The 15,079-nt window shown below is 73.1% G+C and carries 14 protein-coding genes and 3 pseudogenes; 6 read left to right on the forward strand and 11 right to left on the reverse strand.

From position 1 onward, the window contains the following. Positions 1-23 precede the first annotated feature (23 nt). Positions 24-887, forward strand: coding sequence for a phosphatidylinositol-specific phospholipase C/glycerophosphodiester phosphodiesterase family protein (locus ACWD3E_RS19225; RefSeq protein ID WP_451388741.1), 864 nt, complete (start codon positions 24-26; stop codon positions 885-887). 102 nt (positions 888-989) lie between these two features. Further along, positions 990-1,184, forward strand: coding sequence for a hypothetical protein (locus tag ACWD3E_RS19230; RefSeq protein WP_451352232.1), 195 nt, complete (start codon positions 990-992; stop codon positions 1,182-1,184). 15 nt (positions 1,185-1,199) lie between these two features. Here the strand turns inward: ACWD3E_RS19230 and ACWD3E_RS19235 are convergent, their stop codons facing one another. The 3 genes from ACWD3E_RS19235 to ACWD3E_RS19245 form a co-directional block, all read right to left on the reverse strand. After that, positions 1,200-2,438, reverse strand: a complete 1,239-nt coding sequence (locus ACWD3E_RS19235) for a phosphodiester glycosidase family protein (RefSeq protein WP_451388742.1) — start codon at positions 2,436-2,438, stop codon at positions 1,200-1,202. A 76-nt stretch (positions 2,439-2,514) separates the two neighbouring features. Further along, positions 2,515-2,874, reverse strand: a complete 360-nt coding sequence (locus ACWD3E_RS19240; protein ID WP_451388743.1) for a DUF779 domain-containing protein — start codon at positions 2,872-2,874, stop codon at positions 2,515-2,517. A gap of 43 nt (positions 2,875-2,917) precedes the next feature. Then, on the reverse strand, positions 2,918-3,145 hold the full coding sequence (locus ACWD3E_RS19245; RefSeq protein WP_451388997.1) for a hypothetical protein: 228 nt from the start codon (positions 3,143-3,145) through the stop codon (positions 2,918-2,920). Here ACWD3E_RS19245 and ACWD3E_RS19250 point away from each other — a divergent pair. Beyond that, positions 3,117-4,358: pseudogene (locus ACWD3E_RS19250) on the forward strand (amidohydrolase); the annotation flags it as partial. The gene ACWD3E_RS19245 and the pseudogene ACWD3E_RS19250 overlap by 29 nt on opposite strands. 51 nt (positions 4,359-4,409) lie before the next feature. On the opposite strand, the gene ACWD3E_RS19255 reads toward ACWD3E_RS19250, so the two are convergent. The 5 genes from ACWD3E_RS19255 to ACWD3E_RS19275 form a co-directional block, all read right to left on the reverse strand. Next, on the reverse strand, positions 4,410-5,936 hold the full coding sequence (locus ACWD3E_RS19255; protein ID WP_451388744.1) for a hypothetical protein: 1,527 nt from the start codon (positions 5,934-5,936) through the stop codon (positions 4,410-4,412). Then, positions 5,933-7,882, reverse strand: coding sequence for a hypothetical protein (locus ACWD3E_RS19260; RefSeq protein ID WP_451388745.1), 1,950 nt, complete (start codon positions 7,880-7,882; stop codon positions 5,933-5,935). The genes ACWD3E_RS19255 and ACWD3E_RS19260 overlap by 4 nt, the downstream gene beginning before the upstream one ends. Next, positions 7,879-9,813, reverse strand: a complete 1,935-nt coding sequence (locus ACWD3E_RS19265; protein WP_451388746.1) for a caspase, EACC1-associated type — start codon at positions 9,811-9,813, stop codon at positions 7,879-7,881. The genes ACWD3E_RS19260 and ACWD3E_RS19265 overlap by 4 nt, the downstream gene beginning before the upstream one ends. Further along, positions 9,810-10,193 (reverse strand): effector-associated constant component EACC1, encoded by a 384-nt coding sequence (locus ACWD3E_RS19270; RefSeq protein ID WP_451388747.1) that lies wholly within the window; start codon positions 10,191-10,193, stop codon positions 9,810-9,812. Before ACWD3E_RS19270 ends, ACWD3E_RS19265 begins: the two co-directional genes overlap by 4 nt. Before the next feature lie 115 nt (positions 10,194-10,308). Beyond that, a complete protein-coding gene (locus ACWD3E_RS19275; RefSeq protein ID WP_451388748.1) occupies positions 10,309-10,596 on the reverse strand; it encodes a DUF1905 domain-containing protein in 288 nt (95 codons plus the stop codon). Between the two features lie 142 nt (positions 10,597-10,738). Between ACWD3E_RS19275 and ACWD3E_RS19280 the strand changes: the two genes are divergently transcribed. Together ACWD3E_RS19280 and ACWD3E_RS19285 are read left to right on the forward strand one after the other, a co-directional pair. After that, a complete protein-coding gene (locus ACWD3E_RS19280) occupies positions 10,739-11,377 on the forward strand; it encodes a DedA family protein (RefSeq protein ID WP_451388749.1) in 639 nt (212 codons plus the stop codon). Then, positions 11,374-11,853 (forward strand): HIT family protein, encoded by a 480-nt coding sequence (locus tag ACWD3E_RS19285; protein ID WP_451388750.1) that lies wholly within the window; start codon positions 11,374-11,376, stop codon positions 11,851-11,853. Before ACWD3E_RS19280 ends, ACWD3E_RS19285 begins: the two co-directional genes overlap by 4 nt. Before the next feature lie 50 nt (positions 11,854-11,903). Here the strand turns inward: ACWD3E_RS19285 and ACWD3E_RS19290 are convergent. From ACWD3E_RS19290 to ACWD3E_RS19300, 3 genes and pseudogenes are all read right to left on the reverse strand, one after another. Beyond that, positions 11,904-12,143: pseudogene (locus tag ACWD3E_RS19290) on the reverse strand (cytosine deaminase); the annotation flags it as partial. Further along, positions 12,142-12,840: pseudogene (locus ACWD3E_RS19295) on the reverse strand (GntR family transcriptional regulator); the annotation flags it as partial. The pseudogenes ACWD3E_RS19295 and ACWD3E_RS19290, both read right to left, overlap by 2 nt. A 56-nt stretch (positions 12,841-12,896) precedes the next feature. Then, on the reverse strand, positions 12,897-14,408 hold the full coding sequence (locus ACWD3E_RS19300) for an MFS transporter (RefSeq protein ID WP_451388751.1): 1,512 nt from the start codon (positions 14,406-14,408) through the stop codon (positions 12,897-12,899). A gap of 134 nt (positions 14,409-14,542) precedes the next feature. Here ACWD3E_RS19300 and ACWD3E_RS19305 point away from each other — a divergent pair, with 134 nt between their 5' ends. Beyond that, positions 14,543-15,016: a MarR family winged helix-turn-helix transcriptional regulator gene (locus tag ACWD3E_RS19305; protein WP_451388752.1), complete on the forward strand. Its 474-nt coding sequence runs from the start codon at positions 14,543-14,545 to the stop codon at positions 15,014-15,016. Positions 15,017-15,079 lie beyond the last annotated feature (63 nt).

The raw sequence follows: 15,079 nt of genomic DNA on the forward strand, positions 1-15,079 counted from the left end.
CGGTCCCTCAAGGGAGGCAGAGCATGGCCCTCACCACCCGTCGCAGAGCCCTCACCACCCTCGGCGCCGCCCTCGCCGGCGCGGTCGCCCTGCCCGCCGGCCAGGCCTGGGCGGGCGGCGGCCACCGCGGCCCGCGCCCGCTGTGGAACGCCCACGCACACAACGACTACGAGCACCCGCGTCCCCTGTTCGACGCCCTCGACCACCGCTTCGGCAGCGTCGAGGCCGACATCTTCCTCGTCGGCGACCAGCTCCTCGTCGCGCACGAGGCCGGCGAGCTGGACCCGAAGCGCACCCTCGAATCCCTCTACCTCGAACCGCTCTGCGCGGTCGTGAAGGCCAACCAGGGCTCCGTGTACCGCGGTTGGCGCCGACCGGTGCAGCTGCTCATCGACATCAAGACCGAGGGCTCCTCGACCTACGTCGAGCTCGACCGCCATCTGTGCCGCTACCCGCACCTGTTCACCACCTACGCGAACGGCCGCGTCCACCCCGGTCCGCTCACCGCCGTCATCTCCGGCGACCGTGCGGCCCGTATCCCCATGGAGGCCCAGACCGAGCGCCGCGCCTTCTACGACGGGCGGCTCGCTGATCTCGGCAGCGCGGCCCCGGCCTCCTTCATCTCGCTGATCAGCGACAACTGGACCAACAACTTCACCTGGCTGGGCAACGGGCCGTTCCCGGACGCCGAGCGGCAGAAACTGCGCGCCATCACCGCGCAGGCCCACGCGCGCGGCCAGCAGGTCCGGTTCTGGGCCACGCCCGACCTCGCAGGTCCGGCCCGGGACGCGCTGTGGACGGAACTGCTCGCGGGCGGCGTCGACTACCTCAACACCGACGACCTCGCCGGCCTGGAGGCCTTCCTCGACGCCCACCCCTCCGCGTAACACCACACGATCGGAGGACACGTCAGCCGCCCGGACGAACCCCCCGCTACGCCACACTTGCGGCCGAACGCCGCTCATGGGGCGTGGCGGAGGAGGTTCCCGATGGCCGTTTCCATCTCTGTGGTGCTGCTGCTCGTGATCATTGCCGTGATCTTCATGCGCCAAGGCGCGCTGAAGCTCTCGCACGCCCTGGTCTGCATGCTGCTCGGCTTCTACCTGGCCGGCACGAGCATGGCGCCCACCATCAGCAGCGGGCTCACCGCGACCGCCGACCTGGTGAGCGGTCTGCGGCCCTGAGGCCGGACGGCCGGGTCAGCCGTCCGAGAAGACGCCGATGCCGTTCGGTACGGGGCGCTCGGCGCCGCCGCTCGGGTGGTTGCGGACCGACACCGTGCTCGCGCCGGGCTCGCGGGTGACCATTTCCGTCGAGCCGCCGCCGTCCAGGCTGAATGCGTCGTACGACCCCAACTTCCGCATCACCGAGGCGACTTCGGCGATCGTAAGACCGCTGCGGTAGTCGGGGGCGCCGTCCGTGGCGAGGAGCAGCAGCCTGCGCCCGTCGTCGCTGAAGCCGACGGCGGTGCGCACCGCCGAGACCCGGTTGTCGAGCCCCGCGAGCGGCTGCCCCTTGCTCAGCACCGGATAACCGCCGAGCGCGAACCGGTACGGCACCGTCGACGCCGAGGCCGGCATCCGGTGCCATACCGTCACCCGGTCGCCCTTGGAGAGCTTTCGCAGCTGCCGGGCGCCCGCGTCACGGCCGAGCAGTACCGTGGTGCCCTTGGCGATCGGGCCGCTGCCCGGACGGCCGGAGGCGGACACGACCCGGCCGTCGCGGACGGTCACCTCGTAGGTGTCGTGGTCGCAGCCCGCGGCGCGGTCGGTGTCCGTGCCGCAGACGGCGCGGGCCCGCGAGACGCTGCCCCAGGCCCGGGTGAAGGCGCCGACGGAGTTCTCCGGCAGCGCGAACTGATTGAGGCCCCGCAGCGGCAGCCTCCCCTCCGGGGTGTGGACCGAGCCGGCGAGGCTGAGCCGGTCCAGGCGGGCCCGCCGGTCCTCGCCCACCCCGAAGACGTCCTCGGCGGTGGTGCCGGGCGGCAGTGCGGGACCGAAGCGCTGGCCGTCCGGCACGGCGGCCTTCAGGATCCGGCCGTGCGCGATCTCCGGACCGTCGGTCGCACCGGTGGCCTCGACGCCGGGGTGCTGGGCCTCGCTGATGTCGAAGAAGTCCCCGTTGACGCCCGCGACGGCGCCCGCCGCGGCGGCCATCCCGGAGACCGTCGCCCGGGCCGCGACCGCGCCCGGGTACAGCAGGTCCAGGTGCACACGCCGGTCGGTCAGGTCGACGGTGACCACATGGGCGTGCGTCAACCCCTTGGCCGCCGGGAGGTCGAACTGCCGGTAGCTGACCCCCGGCGCGATCCGCTTTCCCTCCGGTACGGCACTGGCCGGCGCCACCCCGGTCAGGGTCGCGCCGGCCAGCACACCGAAGGCCGTGAGAGCTGTGAGGAGCGATCTGCCCGTGGCCGGTCGCCGCTGACGTCGTGTCACCGTACCCCCTGATGTCTCGTCAATGTTCCGAGGACTCAGGGGCAGTGCAGCAGACGCGGGGGAACCGGCGGGGTGCCTAGGCGTCGACTACGCGAGAACGGGTGAGAAATCGCACCCCCTCGGGTGCCTCCAGCGAGAATCCGCTTCCCCGTCCTGGTACGACGTCCACGATCAGCCGGGTGTGGCTCCAGGCCGCGTACTGGCTGCGTGACATCCAGAAGGTCACCGGCTCGTCGACGCCGTCCACGTCCAGCTCGGCCAGCAGCACGTCCGAGCCGCCGGTGCGGAACTCGCCGTCCGGGTAGCACATGGGCGCGCTGCCGTCGCAGCAGCCGCCGGACTGGTGGAACATCAGCGGACCGTGCTCGGCACGCAGCCGGCGCACCAGCTCGGCGGCCTGCGGGGTGAGTTCGACGCGGGGGACTTCCTCTTCCATGGTCACCGTCCTGGAGAGCGGGGGCGTCGGCCGCGCTCCAGTCTCACGGCTGGTCGGCCGGGCGTCCAGCGCGCACCCTGTCGCACATCAGCAGGGCGTACGCGCCTGCGGACACCACCAGACCCACCGGGAGGGCGAGGTCGATGCCGCCCAGAGCGGCGGCCACCGGACCGGTGTAGACGGTGTCGACGCAGAGGGCGGAGGCGGCGACACCCAGCCCGAGGGCCAGCGCGCCGGACCATGCCGCGCTCGGCCCGGTGCTCGACGGCATCCCCGCCCTCCTCGACCTGTTCGACGCGCACTCGCTGCTGGCCAGCCGGCGGGCGCTGGAGCCGGCCGGCGTCGACGGGCCGCGCGAGTTCGCGCAGGGCTCCGAGATCGTCTGCGACGCCGAGGGCCGGCCCACCGGCCTGCTCCTGGAGGACGCGGCCTGCGAACTCGTCGAGGCCGTCGCCCCCCGGCTCACCGAGGCCGAGGTGCGGGAGCGGACCGCCGAGGTGCTGCGCGCCGTGGCCGCCGCCGGCCTCACCGGCGGGCACGCCATGGACGCGAACGGCGACAGCCTCGCCGTCTACGGCGCGCTGGAGGCCGAGGACGCGCTGCCGCTGCGGCTGCGGATCGCCCCCTGGTGCCGCCCGGAGGCCGACGACGACGCCGTGGCCGACCTCGTCCGGCAGCAGGGCACCGGCGGCGGGCTGTGGCGGGTGGCCGGCGTGAAGCTGTTCATGGACGGCACCATCGACAACGGCACCGCCTGGCTGGAGGCCCCCGACTGCCACGGCGAGTCCACGCACGCCTTCTGGCCCGACCCGCAGCGCTGCACCGAGGTGATCGGCGCGCTCCACCGGGCCGGCGTGCCCACCGCCACCCACGCGATCGGCGACGCGGCCGTACGCCATGTGCTCGACTCCGTCGAGAAGGCCCGCGCCGAGCACCCGCAGGCCGTCCGCCACCGGGTCGAGCACATCGAGACCGTGCCCGACGACACCGTACGGCGCTTCGCGGCACTCGGGGTGGCCGCCTCCATGCAGCCCACCCACTGCTGCGAGTTCACCCGGTCCGACCACACCGACAACTGGTCGCACCGGCTCGGCGAGGAGCGCGCCGCGCGCGCCTTCCGCTGCCGTGACCTGTGGGAGGCCGGAGCCCGGGTCGTCCTCGGCTCCGACTGGCCGATCGCGCCGTACCCGCCGCTCGAGGTGATGGCCGGCGCCCGGCACCGCCGCCCCGCCGACCTCTCCCGGCCGCCGCACGGCCCGGAGCAGGGCCTCACCGCCCTGCAGGCGCTCCAGGGCTTGATCGTCAACCCCGCCTGGGCCGCCGGGGAGGAGGACCTCGCGGGCCGGATCGCCGTCGGTCACCGCGCCGACCTCACCGTCCTGGCCGAGAACCCGCTTCAGGTGTCCGACACCGACCTGGCCGGACTGCCGATCCTGCTGACGGCGGTGGCCGGGCGGGTCACCTTCCGGGTGGCCCAGCTGTAACGCTGAGGCAGAGCAGCGGAGTTGGGCCGCCCTACCTGGCCTGACATACCGTCAGGGCTGCTTCTTGTGGTGGATGAACTCCACCCCGTTGATGATGACGCTGCCGCCCACCGGGCACCGGCCCCGATCCCGGTGGCCGTCCTTGCCGGGCTTCCGGCAGACGATGGACAGCCGCTCCACCGTGCCCCGGTCGTCGGCCCTGTCCGGGCGGATCTCGACCGAGCCCTCGCCGGTGGGGTCGAGGGCGTAGGTGACCAGGCTCCGCCTGCCCGCGAGCGTGACGGGCCCCAGCTCGCGGACGGCCCAGGCGCCGTCGGCGGCCTCGGGATACTGGGCCGTCAGCCAGCCCCGCATCGTCGGACGGTTGCGGCGCAGCCAGCGGCGCAGGTACAGGCCGGTCGGGACGGCGAACAGGAGGAGCAACGCGCCGCTCGCCGTGGGCAGCAGCCAGAACGGGATGCCGACCGAGCCCGTTCCGGCCACGCCGGTCGAGGCCGTGTTCAGACGCGGCGGGATGGTGCGCAGGCCGATAGCGGCGAGGTTCTGCGCCCAGGGCGTGCCCGTCCTGGCGTGCACCGAGAGCTGTCCGCTCAGCCGCACGGACGCCCTGCCCAGCCGGTACTTGTCGGCCTTCCAGCTGAGTTCGACGGTGACGTGGGCGGTGGCCCCGGGTTTCAGGTCCAGCTCCGTGGTGTCCGCCTTGGCCTTGATCGGGACCGGCGCGTCCGTGACCGTGAAGGCCACACCCGAGAGGTGCACGGGAACCCGGTGCAGCGTCGACCGCAGCGTGAGGGTGACCTCGGCCTTCTCGTCCCAGGGGGACAGCCGGGGCGCCCGCCGCGGCCAGCTCGCGATGACCCGGCCCGCGCGGTCCGGGGCGAGGGCGGCCAGCGCCGCGTACCGGAGCACGTCGTCGGCCAGTTGGGCGAGGTCGGGGTGGACGGCGGGGCTCCACGGAGCCGTGGCGACGGCCCCGGGGAAGGCGCTCTCCAGGAATCCCGACTGCCGTGCGCGGGTGTCGGCGCCGGCCGCCAGCGGATACGCGTGCACGGTGAGGGCGGTGTGCGCGGCCAGCTCCCCGGCCCGGCGGCGCAGTTTTGCCGACGGCTCCTCGCCGCCGGGGTCCCCGTACCCGAGGACGGCGAGCGCGGTGCGCGCGGGACGGTCGTCCTCCAGGCTGGTCAGCGCCGCGTCCAGCGCGGTGGCGAGGTCGATCCTGTCGTCCCCGGGCCCGGGCATCGCCAGCGAGCCCAGGTCCGCCCGGCCCAGCGGGCTGATCGTACGGCGGACCCGGTGGTCGAAGACGATCACGGTGATGTCGTCGGGCTTCGCGACCGCGTCAAGCAGGGTGCCGAGCTGGTCCCGGGTTTCGGCGAGCCGGGAGCCGTCGAGCGCCCCGGTGTCGAGCAGGACGACGTACCGCGTACGGATCCCGGTGACGCCGACCGCCTTGTAGAACTGTGCCGGGGTCAGCGGCTGGTCCCGGGCCTGCGCCGACGGCGCCGGGAGCGACAGGACGGCCAGCAGGGCGAGGAGGGCGGCCAGGGAGGACAGCAGGGCGGCCCTGATCGGTCTCATGGGCGGTGACCTTCGGTGTCGTGCGGATCGGGCTGCCAGGGGCGGCGTCCGTCCTGGGCGGCGCGCCGGGCCCTCAGTTCGGTGAGGCCGCGCAGCCAGCCCGAGGGGAATCCTGGGCGGCGCCGCGTCGCGACGGCCCGCGCCAGCTCGGGGTCGAGGCGGCGCAGGCGCCGCAGCAGCCAGTGGTTGCGGGGGACGGCGGCGATCAGGGCGAGGCCGACCTGATCGCGGTGCTCGAACAGTTCGGGCCGGTCCCACAGGTTCAGGAAGCCGGCCCAGTAGCGGGCGCCCTCCCGGTCGGGACTCGTCCGCGCGGCCCAGACGGGGGCGACGCCGAGCAGCGGGGACAGGACGTCGAGTCCGGCGCGGTTGGCCGGGTCCGCGGGGGCGAGCCCGCCGACGGTGTCGCGGAGGGCGGCATGTGCGGAGCCGGGCCGGGCGGTCGCCAGAAGCAGTAGGGGCCGCCAGGCGCCGTACAGGACCAGGTCGATCGTGCCGGTGCGTCCGGCGGTGCGCACCAGCGTGGGCAACGCCTCGTCCCCGCAGTGCCGTTGCACGTCGTCCAGCCAGGAGGGCGGGACGGGGCCCGCCCGTTCGGGCAGCAGCGCCCCGAACGCCTTCAGCCAGTCGGGGGCCGGAGCCCGTCCGGAGGTGCAGAGCCAGGCGAGCCAGTGCTCCAACGGTGCCCTGGGATGGGGGAGTTGCTGACGCAGCACCTGGTGGACGACAGCGGGGCGGGTCACCACGGTGCGGTGGAGTTCCGGGCAGGCGCCCGGCGCGGGCGGGCGCAGCGTGGTCAGCAGGGCTGCCTGCGTGCCCGGGGCGCGGTCCGGGGGGCAGTGTCTGAGGACGTCGTCGACATAGGAGTCCGCCTGCCGCAGCCGCTGGGCGACCTCCAGGTAGCTGCGTGCCAACTGGGCGCTGCCCGAGGCGAGTTCGGCACCGGCACCGGCGACGACGGCCTCCCTGGCCTCGGTCCAGCGGCGCGCGAGCTGCTCCGGGGAGGCCGCCTTCGCTTGGGTGAGCAGCGCCGCGCGAGCGGCCCTCCGGTGCTCCGGCGCGGCGAGCACGTCCACCGCGGCGAGCAGGCTCCGCTCGTCGTTCAGCTCCAACGGACCGGTCTCCCGGGCAAGTTGTGCGAGCAACGGGCCCGGTTCGCCGTGCCGCCGGTGCGCGTCGCGCAGCGCGGACAGATAGACGTCCCCGAGGGTGCCACGGCCGGGCTCGGGCCGGTCGGACCAGAGCACGTGCTGCTGGTGCGACTTGCCGACCCACTCGCCGAAGAAGAGCCGTACGTCGTGATCGGCGAGGTTGTCCGCCCAGGTGCTGGCCCTGAGGCTGGCCCGCGCCCCGTACGGCAGCAGCGCCACGATCGCGTCGAGGCAGTCGATGCGCTCGGCCAGCGGCAGCGCCCCCGCGCCGATGAGCGCGACCGGGCCGTCGAGCAGCAGGGCGGCGACGGCGGCGTACCAGTCGAAGCCGCGCGGGTCGGTGGCCAGGCGGTCGGCCAGGGCACGGGGGTCGAGGGCCGGAAGGTCCAGCGGGACGGCGTCGGCCGAGGGCAGCGGGAGCCCGATGGGGGCCACCTGGTCGTACAGGCCCCGGTAGCTGACGGCTGGGCCGGCGGCCTCCAGGAAGGGGAAGGTGAAGTAGCGGGTGGTGGTGATGCGCCTGCCGACCTCGTCCAGTTCCGGGGACCACTCCTTGACGGCGATGCCCGTCCAGTGCCCCTCGTCCGCGCCGCCGGACACGTCGAACGTCACCCAGGGCAGCGCGTCGGCCGCTTCGGCGCCCCCGCCCTGCGGGGTGCCCGGCGTCGCCTCGCGGATCAGGCGGTCGAACCGGGCGTCCTCGGCACGGTCCCGGCTGGAGCCGAGGATGTGGTAGTCGTGCCGCCGCTCGGGGAGTTTGCCGTGGAGCGCCCATTCCGCGTGGACCGTGGTCATGTGCCCCCCGCCGGTCCGTCGCCCCGGGCCGCTCCGGCCTCGGCCGGGTGGTACTGGGGCACCATGCGCTGCAGGGCGATGAAGGGCTCCAGCACGTTCACCGGGCGGATGCCGCTGCGGATTCCCCCCAGGGCATCGGTGTTGACGAAGTCGGACGAGCGGAACACCCCGTCGGGGCCGACGTGGAAGCCGATGGCGGAGGTGACGAAGTACCGGGTGCGCGCGGGGTCGAAGTGGTTCTCGATCAGATCGCACACGCGGCGTCCGGCGTTGCCGGCGAAGTGACGGGCGGCCCAGTGCAGGAAGTCCCGGGCGTGTTCGTCCTTCACACGCGGGAAGCGGTACCGGTCGTCACCCTGCGTGCCCCAGCGCGCCGCGCGGGCGGCCAGGAACACCTGGGGTGCGTCGAACTTGGTCACGCAGACCGCCAGGCAGTGCGGGAGATAGCGGCCGGTGACCCGGCCCGTCTCCTCCAGATGGGTGGTCAGACGCTGGATGAGCCCGAAGAGGTAGTCGGCGCTCGCGTGCGACGCCGCGTCTATGGGGTCGAAGAGATAGACCAGCGCGTCGGACTCGGCGAGGCGGGCGACGACCGGGTTGTCCGGGGCCACGCTCCGGTCGTGGAAGAACTCGCCGGGGACGTCCTGGACCTCCACGACGAAGTCGACGGTCCGGTTCACCGGGTGGCTCTGGCCGCCGGTGAACCGGAACCGCAGGGGTTGGCCGACCGCCTCGGTGGCGGACGGGAACTGACCGTCGTTCATCAGTCCGGTCTTGTGCCGCACCAGGAACTGCTCGGAGACACGGTCCGTGCCGCTGATCCGCCAAGTCCCGTACTCCGCCTGGGTGTCACCCACGACGTGCGCCAACGCGGCGAGGAGGGTCGTCTTGCCGCTGGCGGGAGCGCCCCACAGACCGATGCGCACCGGGGCGGACTGCTGCTCGTCCACGACCGGTTCCGGCTCCGCGGGTGCCGGTTCGGTGAGCACGTCCTCGCTGCGGGGGCGCGGAAGTGCGCGCGGGGACGATGAAGGGGCGGGCGCGGCCGACGGTTCGGGGGCCTGGGCCGGGACGGGTTCCGGTACGGGGGCAGGGGGCGCGGCCGGCTCTGGTAAGGGGGCCTGGGCGGGGGAGGGTTCCGGTGCGGGCGGGGGCGGGGGCGGCGGCGGGGCGTACCCGCGATTGCGGGCCAGGGCCACCTTGCCGCCCATGTTGAGGCTGCGGATCCGCGGGAGAGGCCGGTTCTTGGCCCGGAGCTGCTTGTAGGTGTGCGCGTACACGGTTTCGAGGTCGAGGAGCGCGGGCCCTTCCTCGATGCCGTCCCTGAGGAGAGTGATCAACTCGCCGGTGAACGCGGTGAAGTCCTCACCGGGCTCGGCCTTCGCCTTCTTCGTCTCGGCGACCGACGTCAGCAGGCAGGCACCGTCGATACGGGAGTGGTCGGCCAGCTGCTCCGCGACCGACTGGCCCCCGCTCATCCAGCCCTCCATCGCCCGCCCGCTCCAGCAGCAGTCGAGGATGACGACCTTGTGCCGGGCCCGCACCTCCGGTTCCAGGATCTCCCGGCGCACCCAGGCGAACGGCAGCGAGGTGGACTGGACGCGGTAGCTGTCGGAGCCGACCAGGGAGAGGTGCAGGTCGTTGTCCTGCGGATCGAGCAGGCCGTGACCGGCGTAGTAGACGAGGAGCGTGTCGGTGGCGCGCCGGGCCACGTTCGTGAGCATGTCCAGGACCCGGTTGGGGTTGTCCGGCTGCGGCACGGTCAGGCAGTGGCTCGGCGGCAGTCCCCATACATCGGGCGCGCACAGCAGATCGGCGAGCCCGGTCAGGTTCTTCTCGACGGCGGGCAGGGACTCCAGGGAGTTGTACCGGTGGACGCCGACGAGCAGGGCGTACGACTGCTGCGGATCGGCGAGCGTGGGCGTGCTCATGGACGGCCCGAGGCGTCCGGCCCCTCGGGCGCGTCGCTCAGGGCCGCGATCACGGCCCGTGCCGTCTCGGGATCGTCGCCGCTGACGGTCACCGTCACGGTGGTTCCGGCGCGCTGGATGCGCACCTCGGGGGCGCGCCGCCGGGTGTCCCGCCAGGTGCCGATGGCGACCAGCAGATTGCCCAGCGCCACCGCGTCGCCGAGCACGATGTTCAGCACCTCCAGCGCGCCGCTCATCTCCCCGGTGGGCCCGTCGGTGACGCGCTCGCCCAGTTCGAGGGTGGCGTGGTGGGTGACGTCCGGGTCCTGGATCAGCCAGCGGTGGAGCGAGGTGAGCTCGTCCGGGCTGCCGTCGCCGGCAACCGTCAGCGAGAGTTCCATGGTGCGTCCCCCGATTGGTGCGCCAAGTGCCAACTGCCGGCAGTAGGCGCCAATTGACGATGCGTAGGCAGATTGTGCAGCAGACGTATCGGCTCGCGCGACCGCTTCGCCCGATTCAGAACCGGACGGTCATGTCCACCGTGACGTCGTCACCCGCCGACAGGCCCTGCGGCCCGCGCACGGCGCTCTTGAGCGGCAGCAGATAGCTGCCGTCCTTGGGGAACAACGAGGTCGTGAAGGCGGTCCGGCCGATCCGGGCCTCGACGGGGATCACGCCCCAGCCGTAGCTGGCCGCCGCGGCGACCTGGCGGATGTCGTCGCACTCCGACTCCGGCAGAGGCACGAAGTAATACGGCGCCGGGCCCCGCCATTCGATCACGCGGCCGGTGAAGACGAGGTCCATGAGGCAGTCCGATCATCGAGGGGGTCCGGGGCGCGCTCAGCGTAGCGCCGGGGGATCGGGGGCCTGTTGGCGGGCGGTTTCGCGGCCGGCGGGCGATGCTGGGGAGCGAGCAGCCCTACGACGAGGCCAGGAGGCACGGCCGGTGATCGCCGTCGACCCGACGAACAGCGCCTCGGTCCTGGCCGCCTTCGGGGCCCTGGGGGTCCTGGTCGTGATCTTCGCCGAGTCGGGCCTCCTGGTCGTCGGCTTCTTCCTGCCCGGCGACGCCCTGCTCTTCCCGGCCGGTGTGCTGTGCGCGGGGAGCGTGCACCGGGCGCCGCGGCTGGAGCTGTGGCAGGTGCTGCTGTGCGCGGCCGTCGGCGCGGTGGCCGGCGGACAGGTGGGCTTCCTACTGGGCCGGCACGGCGGGCGGGCCCTGCTGGCGCGCACCTCCAGCCGGCGCGTGAAGGGGGCGGCGGTGCGCGCGGAGGAACTGCTGGCCCGCTACGGCTACGGCAAGGCTCTGGTCATCGGCCGCTTCGTGCCGCTGCTGCGGACCGTCCTGCACCCGGTGGCCGGTGTCCTCAGGGTACCTATGCGCACCTTCACCGTCTGGCAGACCGTGGGCGGCCTGCTGTGGACGCAGAGCCTGGTGCTGGCCGGCTACACGCTCGGTGCGTCCGTGCCGGGAATCGACGACTATCTGCTGCCGCTGGTCGCGGTGGTCGTGCTCCTCTTCTTCCTGCCCCTGCTGATCGAGGCTCGCCGATCGCGTCGCGAACGACGTAGATTTGGATCATGACTGACGACTGGCGGAAGGACCGGATCGGGGCCGCGCTGCGCGGTGAGAACCCGACCGTGCTGCGGCGGCTCGACTCCGGGTTCGCGGCGATCGGGGACGTTCAGTTCCTGCCGGGATACTCGGTGCTCCTCGTGGACGAGCCCGGTGTGGAACGCCTGTCCGATCTGCCGAAGGCCAAGCGGGCGGCGTTTCTCGCCGACATGGACCGGCTCGGCGAAGCGGTCGAGCGGGCCTGCCGGAGGCTGGACCCGGGATTCCGGCGGGTCAACCTGGAGATCCTGGGAAACACGGAACCGGTGCTGCACGCTCACGTCTGGCCGCGGTACGAGTGGGAGCCGGCCGACCTGGTGGGCCTGCCGGTGTGGCTCTACCCGCGCGACCGGTGGAGCGAGGAGCGGTTCCGGCTCGGCCCGGACCACGATGAGCTGCGAGCCGCGATCGGCGGCGAACTGGACCGGTTGCGCGCGGAGGCCTGACGGCCGGGGTCAGCGGCTTGGCGGACAGCGAAATCCAGAGGGCAGTCGAGGAATTCTCCGGTCCGGGCCACGACGACTCCGCGGTGCACCACCATGTCCCTTTGCGGCATGTCCACGACGGCCTGGGGCAGGCACTCGCCCCGCACGAGGACGAAGTCGGCCGGCGAACCGGCCCCGAAGTCGGCGTGCGGGAGGCCCATGACGTCCGCGCCCCCGTCGGCGACGACGCGGTAGCAGTCCGTCAGCTCCTCGTCGAGCCGTACGTCCGTCACCCACCCGAGCAGATGCGCTGTCGCCGAAGAGGGTGCGCAGGGCGACGGCCCTGCTGTCGCGCACGTGCAGCAGCGTGCTGGCCGCCGCGGCGTCCGCGTCGCCGACGGCGATGTGCCGGTACATCTCGGCGTGCTGGGCCCGCATGTGGGCGGGCTCCGCGTGCAGTCCGAACAGCAGCCGCAGGTGCCGGCTCAGCTGCTCCATCGTGCGCGCGAGCAGCGGGTTGCCCGCCATGGCGACGACGCCTTCGTGGAACGCCGTGTGCGCGGCCACCTCGCGCGTTCCCTCGTCCGCCGCTGCCGCCGACTCGGCCTGGCGCAGCGTCGCCTCCAGTGCGGCGAGCCCCTCGGGGTCGCCCGCCGCCGCGGCCCGCGCCGCGAGCCGCGAGGCCTGGACGGCCAGGGGCTCCCACACCTCGTACAGATGCTCCACGTCGGTGCGCTCCAGGCGCCGTACGCGTACGCCGCTGTGCGGGAGCAGTTCGAGCAGCCCCTCGGCGACCAGCGCGCGCAGCGCCTCGCGCACCGGTACGCGGGACATGCTCAGCTCCTCGGCGACCTCCCGCTCGACGAGGCGGGCGCCCTGCGTGTACCGCCGGTCGACGATGCGCTGGAGGACCTCCTCGTGCGCCCGCGCGCTGAGCGAGGCCGAGGCGGCCGAGCGGGTCCTGCCTGTGTCCGTCCTCTTCCGGCCCTCGCCCGGTCCGGGTCGAGAATACGACGGTCACCGTGCCCGTCTCGTCGGGCACGGTGACCGTGTTCTCACCTGCGTCAGGCGGCCGGTTCGGTCGCCTTCTCGGGGGCGGTGGCGGTGGCGGCGGCCGGGGCGGCAGCCGTCACCGTCGCCGTACGCGGACCGTGCCCGCCGCGCAGGCCGAAGCCGCTGATGACCGCGCAGAGGGCGAAGGCGGCGGCTCCGATCCAGAAGGTGAGGGTGAACCCGGATTCCGCGGGCAGTGCCGGGACGCCGGCAGGCAGGTGCTCGATGGTCTTCGAAGCCAGGATCGTGGTGACGATGGCGCTGCCGATGGCGCTGCCGGTGGAGCGGGAGATGGAGTTGATGCCGTTGGCGATGCCGCTCTGGTGGTGCGGGACGCTCGCCATGATGATGGCGGGCATGGCGGCGTAGCCGAAGCTGACGGCCGCGCCGACGACGATGCCGGCGCCGATCACCGAGGCGGTGTGGCCGTGGTCGAGCGCGAGCCAGCCGAAGCCCACGGCGCCGAGCGCGGCGGCCAGGGTCAGGGCCGTGCGCGGGCCGCGGTGGCGGACCAACTGGCCGCCGATGGGGGAGGCGAGCAGCGAGACGATCGCGCCGGGCAGCAGGAACTGCACGGAGGCGCGCAGGATGGACGCGTCGAAGCCGTAGCCGGTGAGGGCCTTGGGCATCTGGACGAGGTAGGAGATGCCGAGGAAGTTCGCGAACATGCCGAAGCCGACGAGGATGCCGGCCAGGTTGGCCATGAGCACCGGCCGGTGGACGAACATCCGCATGTCGACGAGGGGTTCGCGGACCTTCAGCTCGGTGACGACCCAGACGGCCGTCATGACCGCCGCGCCCGCGAAGCAGCCGAGCGTGCGGGCGGAGGTCCAGCCCCACTCGTGGCCCTGCGAGATCGGCAGCAGGAGCAGCAGGAGGGTGATGCCGAGGGTCAGCGCACCGAGGAAGTCGGTACGGCCGCCGGTCTTGTGGCGGGTCGCGGGGACCAGGAAGACCACCGCGAGCAGGGCGAGCGCGGCCAGGCCGGTGGCCATCCAGAAGGCGCTGCGGTAGTCGGCGTCGTGGCCCGAGGTGAGCAGGCCGGTGGCGACGAGCGCGAGGCCGCTGCCGAAGGCGAGGGTGCCGCTGACGAGCGACATGGCGCCGGGCAGCTTCTCGGGGCGGACCTCCTCGCGCAGCACGGACAGGGCCAGCGGGAAGATCGCCGTGGCGGATCCCTCCAGGACACGGCCCAGGATCAGCAGCGGAAGCGAGTGCGCGAGGGCGGCGATGACGGAGCCGACGACCATGACGCCGAGCACGCCCACGAGGGTGGGCTTCTTGCCGTGCTGGTCGCCGAAGCGGCCGAGCAGCGGGGTGAAGACGGCGGCGGAGAGCAGCGTGGCGGTGGTCACCCAGCTCACGTTGGCGGTCGAGGTGCCGAGGTCGGCGCGGATCAGGCCGAGGATCGGGACCGGCAGGGTCTGCATCATCGACACGACCATCGCGGCGAGGCTCAGCGCGAAGACGATGACGGTCTCACGTCTGCGACCGTCGGCGGGCGGAGGGGTGGGCTGGCTCATGAAAGGAGAAACCTTCTCGGTGCTTCAGGACGTAGATGTTTCATGTCATCAAGTACTCCGACCGACAGTAGACGAGATACTTAAGATGGTCAAACAAACAATTGAGGCCATGAAGCATCTTGTACGCTCGAGCCATGAGCACCACGGCCCCCGAGACCCCCACCAAGCTCCGGCTGCTGGAGCTGCTCGCCGCCATCGGTACGGCCCAGTGGCGTGACTTCGCCGCCGCGGCGGCCCACCACGGCCTGACGCCCACGCAGGCGAAGGTCCTCGCTCAGCTCGACCGCCCGCTGCCGATGCGCGCCCTCGCCACCCTGCTGGTGTGCGACGCGTCGAACGTCACCGGGATCGTGGACCGTCTGGAGGCCCGCGAGCTGGTGCGCCGCGAGCCCGACCCCGTGGACCGCCGGGTCAAGAACGTGGTGGCGACGGACCGCGGCCGGGAGCTGGTTCGCCGCGTCCGGGAAGAGATGCAGGCGAGCCACGGTGCGCTGGACACGCTCGACGCGGACGAGAGCGCGACTCTGTACGCCCTGCTGGAACGCCTGCGCCCGGGTCTCGGTGCCGGCACCCGGTCTGCTTCTCCGGCGCGCCCGCCCGGACGGTGAAGGCCGCGGTCCGACGTCCGCCTACGGTTCGCCGCTCCTATCAACCCGGAATGACGGGTAGGC

It is taken from the genome of Streptomyces sp. NPDC002676 (assembly GCF_053592455.1).

What these genes read in the sequence shown, in the direction of transcription:
- ACWD3E_RS19225 (WP_451388741.1), top strand. Translation starts at nt 24, where the DNA reads ATGGCCCTCACCACCCGTCGCAGAGCCCTCACCACCCTCGGCGCCGCC.
- ACWD3E_RS19230 (WP_451352232.1), top strand. Translation starts at nt 990, where the DNA reads ATGGCCGTTTCCATCTCTGTGGTGCTGCTGCTCGTGATCATTGCCGTG.
- ACWD3E_RS19240 (WP_451388743.1), bottom strand. Translation starts at nt 2,874, where the DNA reads ATGGAAGAGGAAGTCCCCCGCGTCGAACTCACCCCGCAGGCCGCCGAG.
- ACWD3E_RS19245 (WP_451388997.1), bottom strand. Translation starts at nt 3,145, where the DNA reads ATGCCGTCGAGCACCGGGCCGAGCGCGGCATGGTCCGGCGCGCTGGCC.
- ACWD3E_RS19255 (WP_451388744.1), bottom strand. Translation starts at nt 5,936, where the DNA reads ATGAGACCGATCAGGGCCGCCCTGCTGTCCTCCCTGGCCGCCCTCCTC.
- ACWD3E_RS19260 (WP_451388745.1), bottom strand. Translation starts at nt 7,882, where the DNA reads ATGACCACGGTCCACGCGGAATGGGCGCTCCACGGCAAACTCCCCGAG.
- ACWD3E_RS19265 (WP_451388746.1), bottom strand. Translation starts at nt 9,813, where the DNA reads ATGAGCACGCCCACGCTCGCCGATCCGCAGCAGTCGTACGCCCTGCTC.
- ACWD3E_RS19270 (WP_451388747.1), bottom strand. Translation starts at nt 10,193, where the DNA reads ATGGAACTCTCGCTGACGGTTGCCGGCGACGGCAGCCCGGACGAGCTC.
- ACWD3E_RS19275 (WP_451388748.1), bottom strand. Translation starts at nt 10,596, where the DNA reads ATGGACCTCGTCTTCACCGGCCGCGTGATCGAATGGCGGGGCCCGGCG.
- ACWD3E_RS19285 (WP_451388750.1), top strand. Translation starts at nt 11,374, where the DNA reads ATGACTGACGACTGGCGGAAGGACCGGATCGGGGCCGCGCTGCGCGGT.
- ACWD3E_RS19300 (WP_451388751.1), bottom strand. Translation starts at nt 14,408, where the DNA reads ATGAGCCAGCCCACCCCTCCGCCCGCCGACGGTCGCAGACGTGAGACC.
- ACWD3E_RS19305 (WP_451388752.1), top strand. Translation starts at nt 14,543, where the DNA reads ATGAGCACCACGGCCCCCGAGACCCCCACCAAGCTCCGGCTGCTGGAG.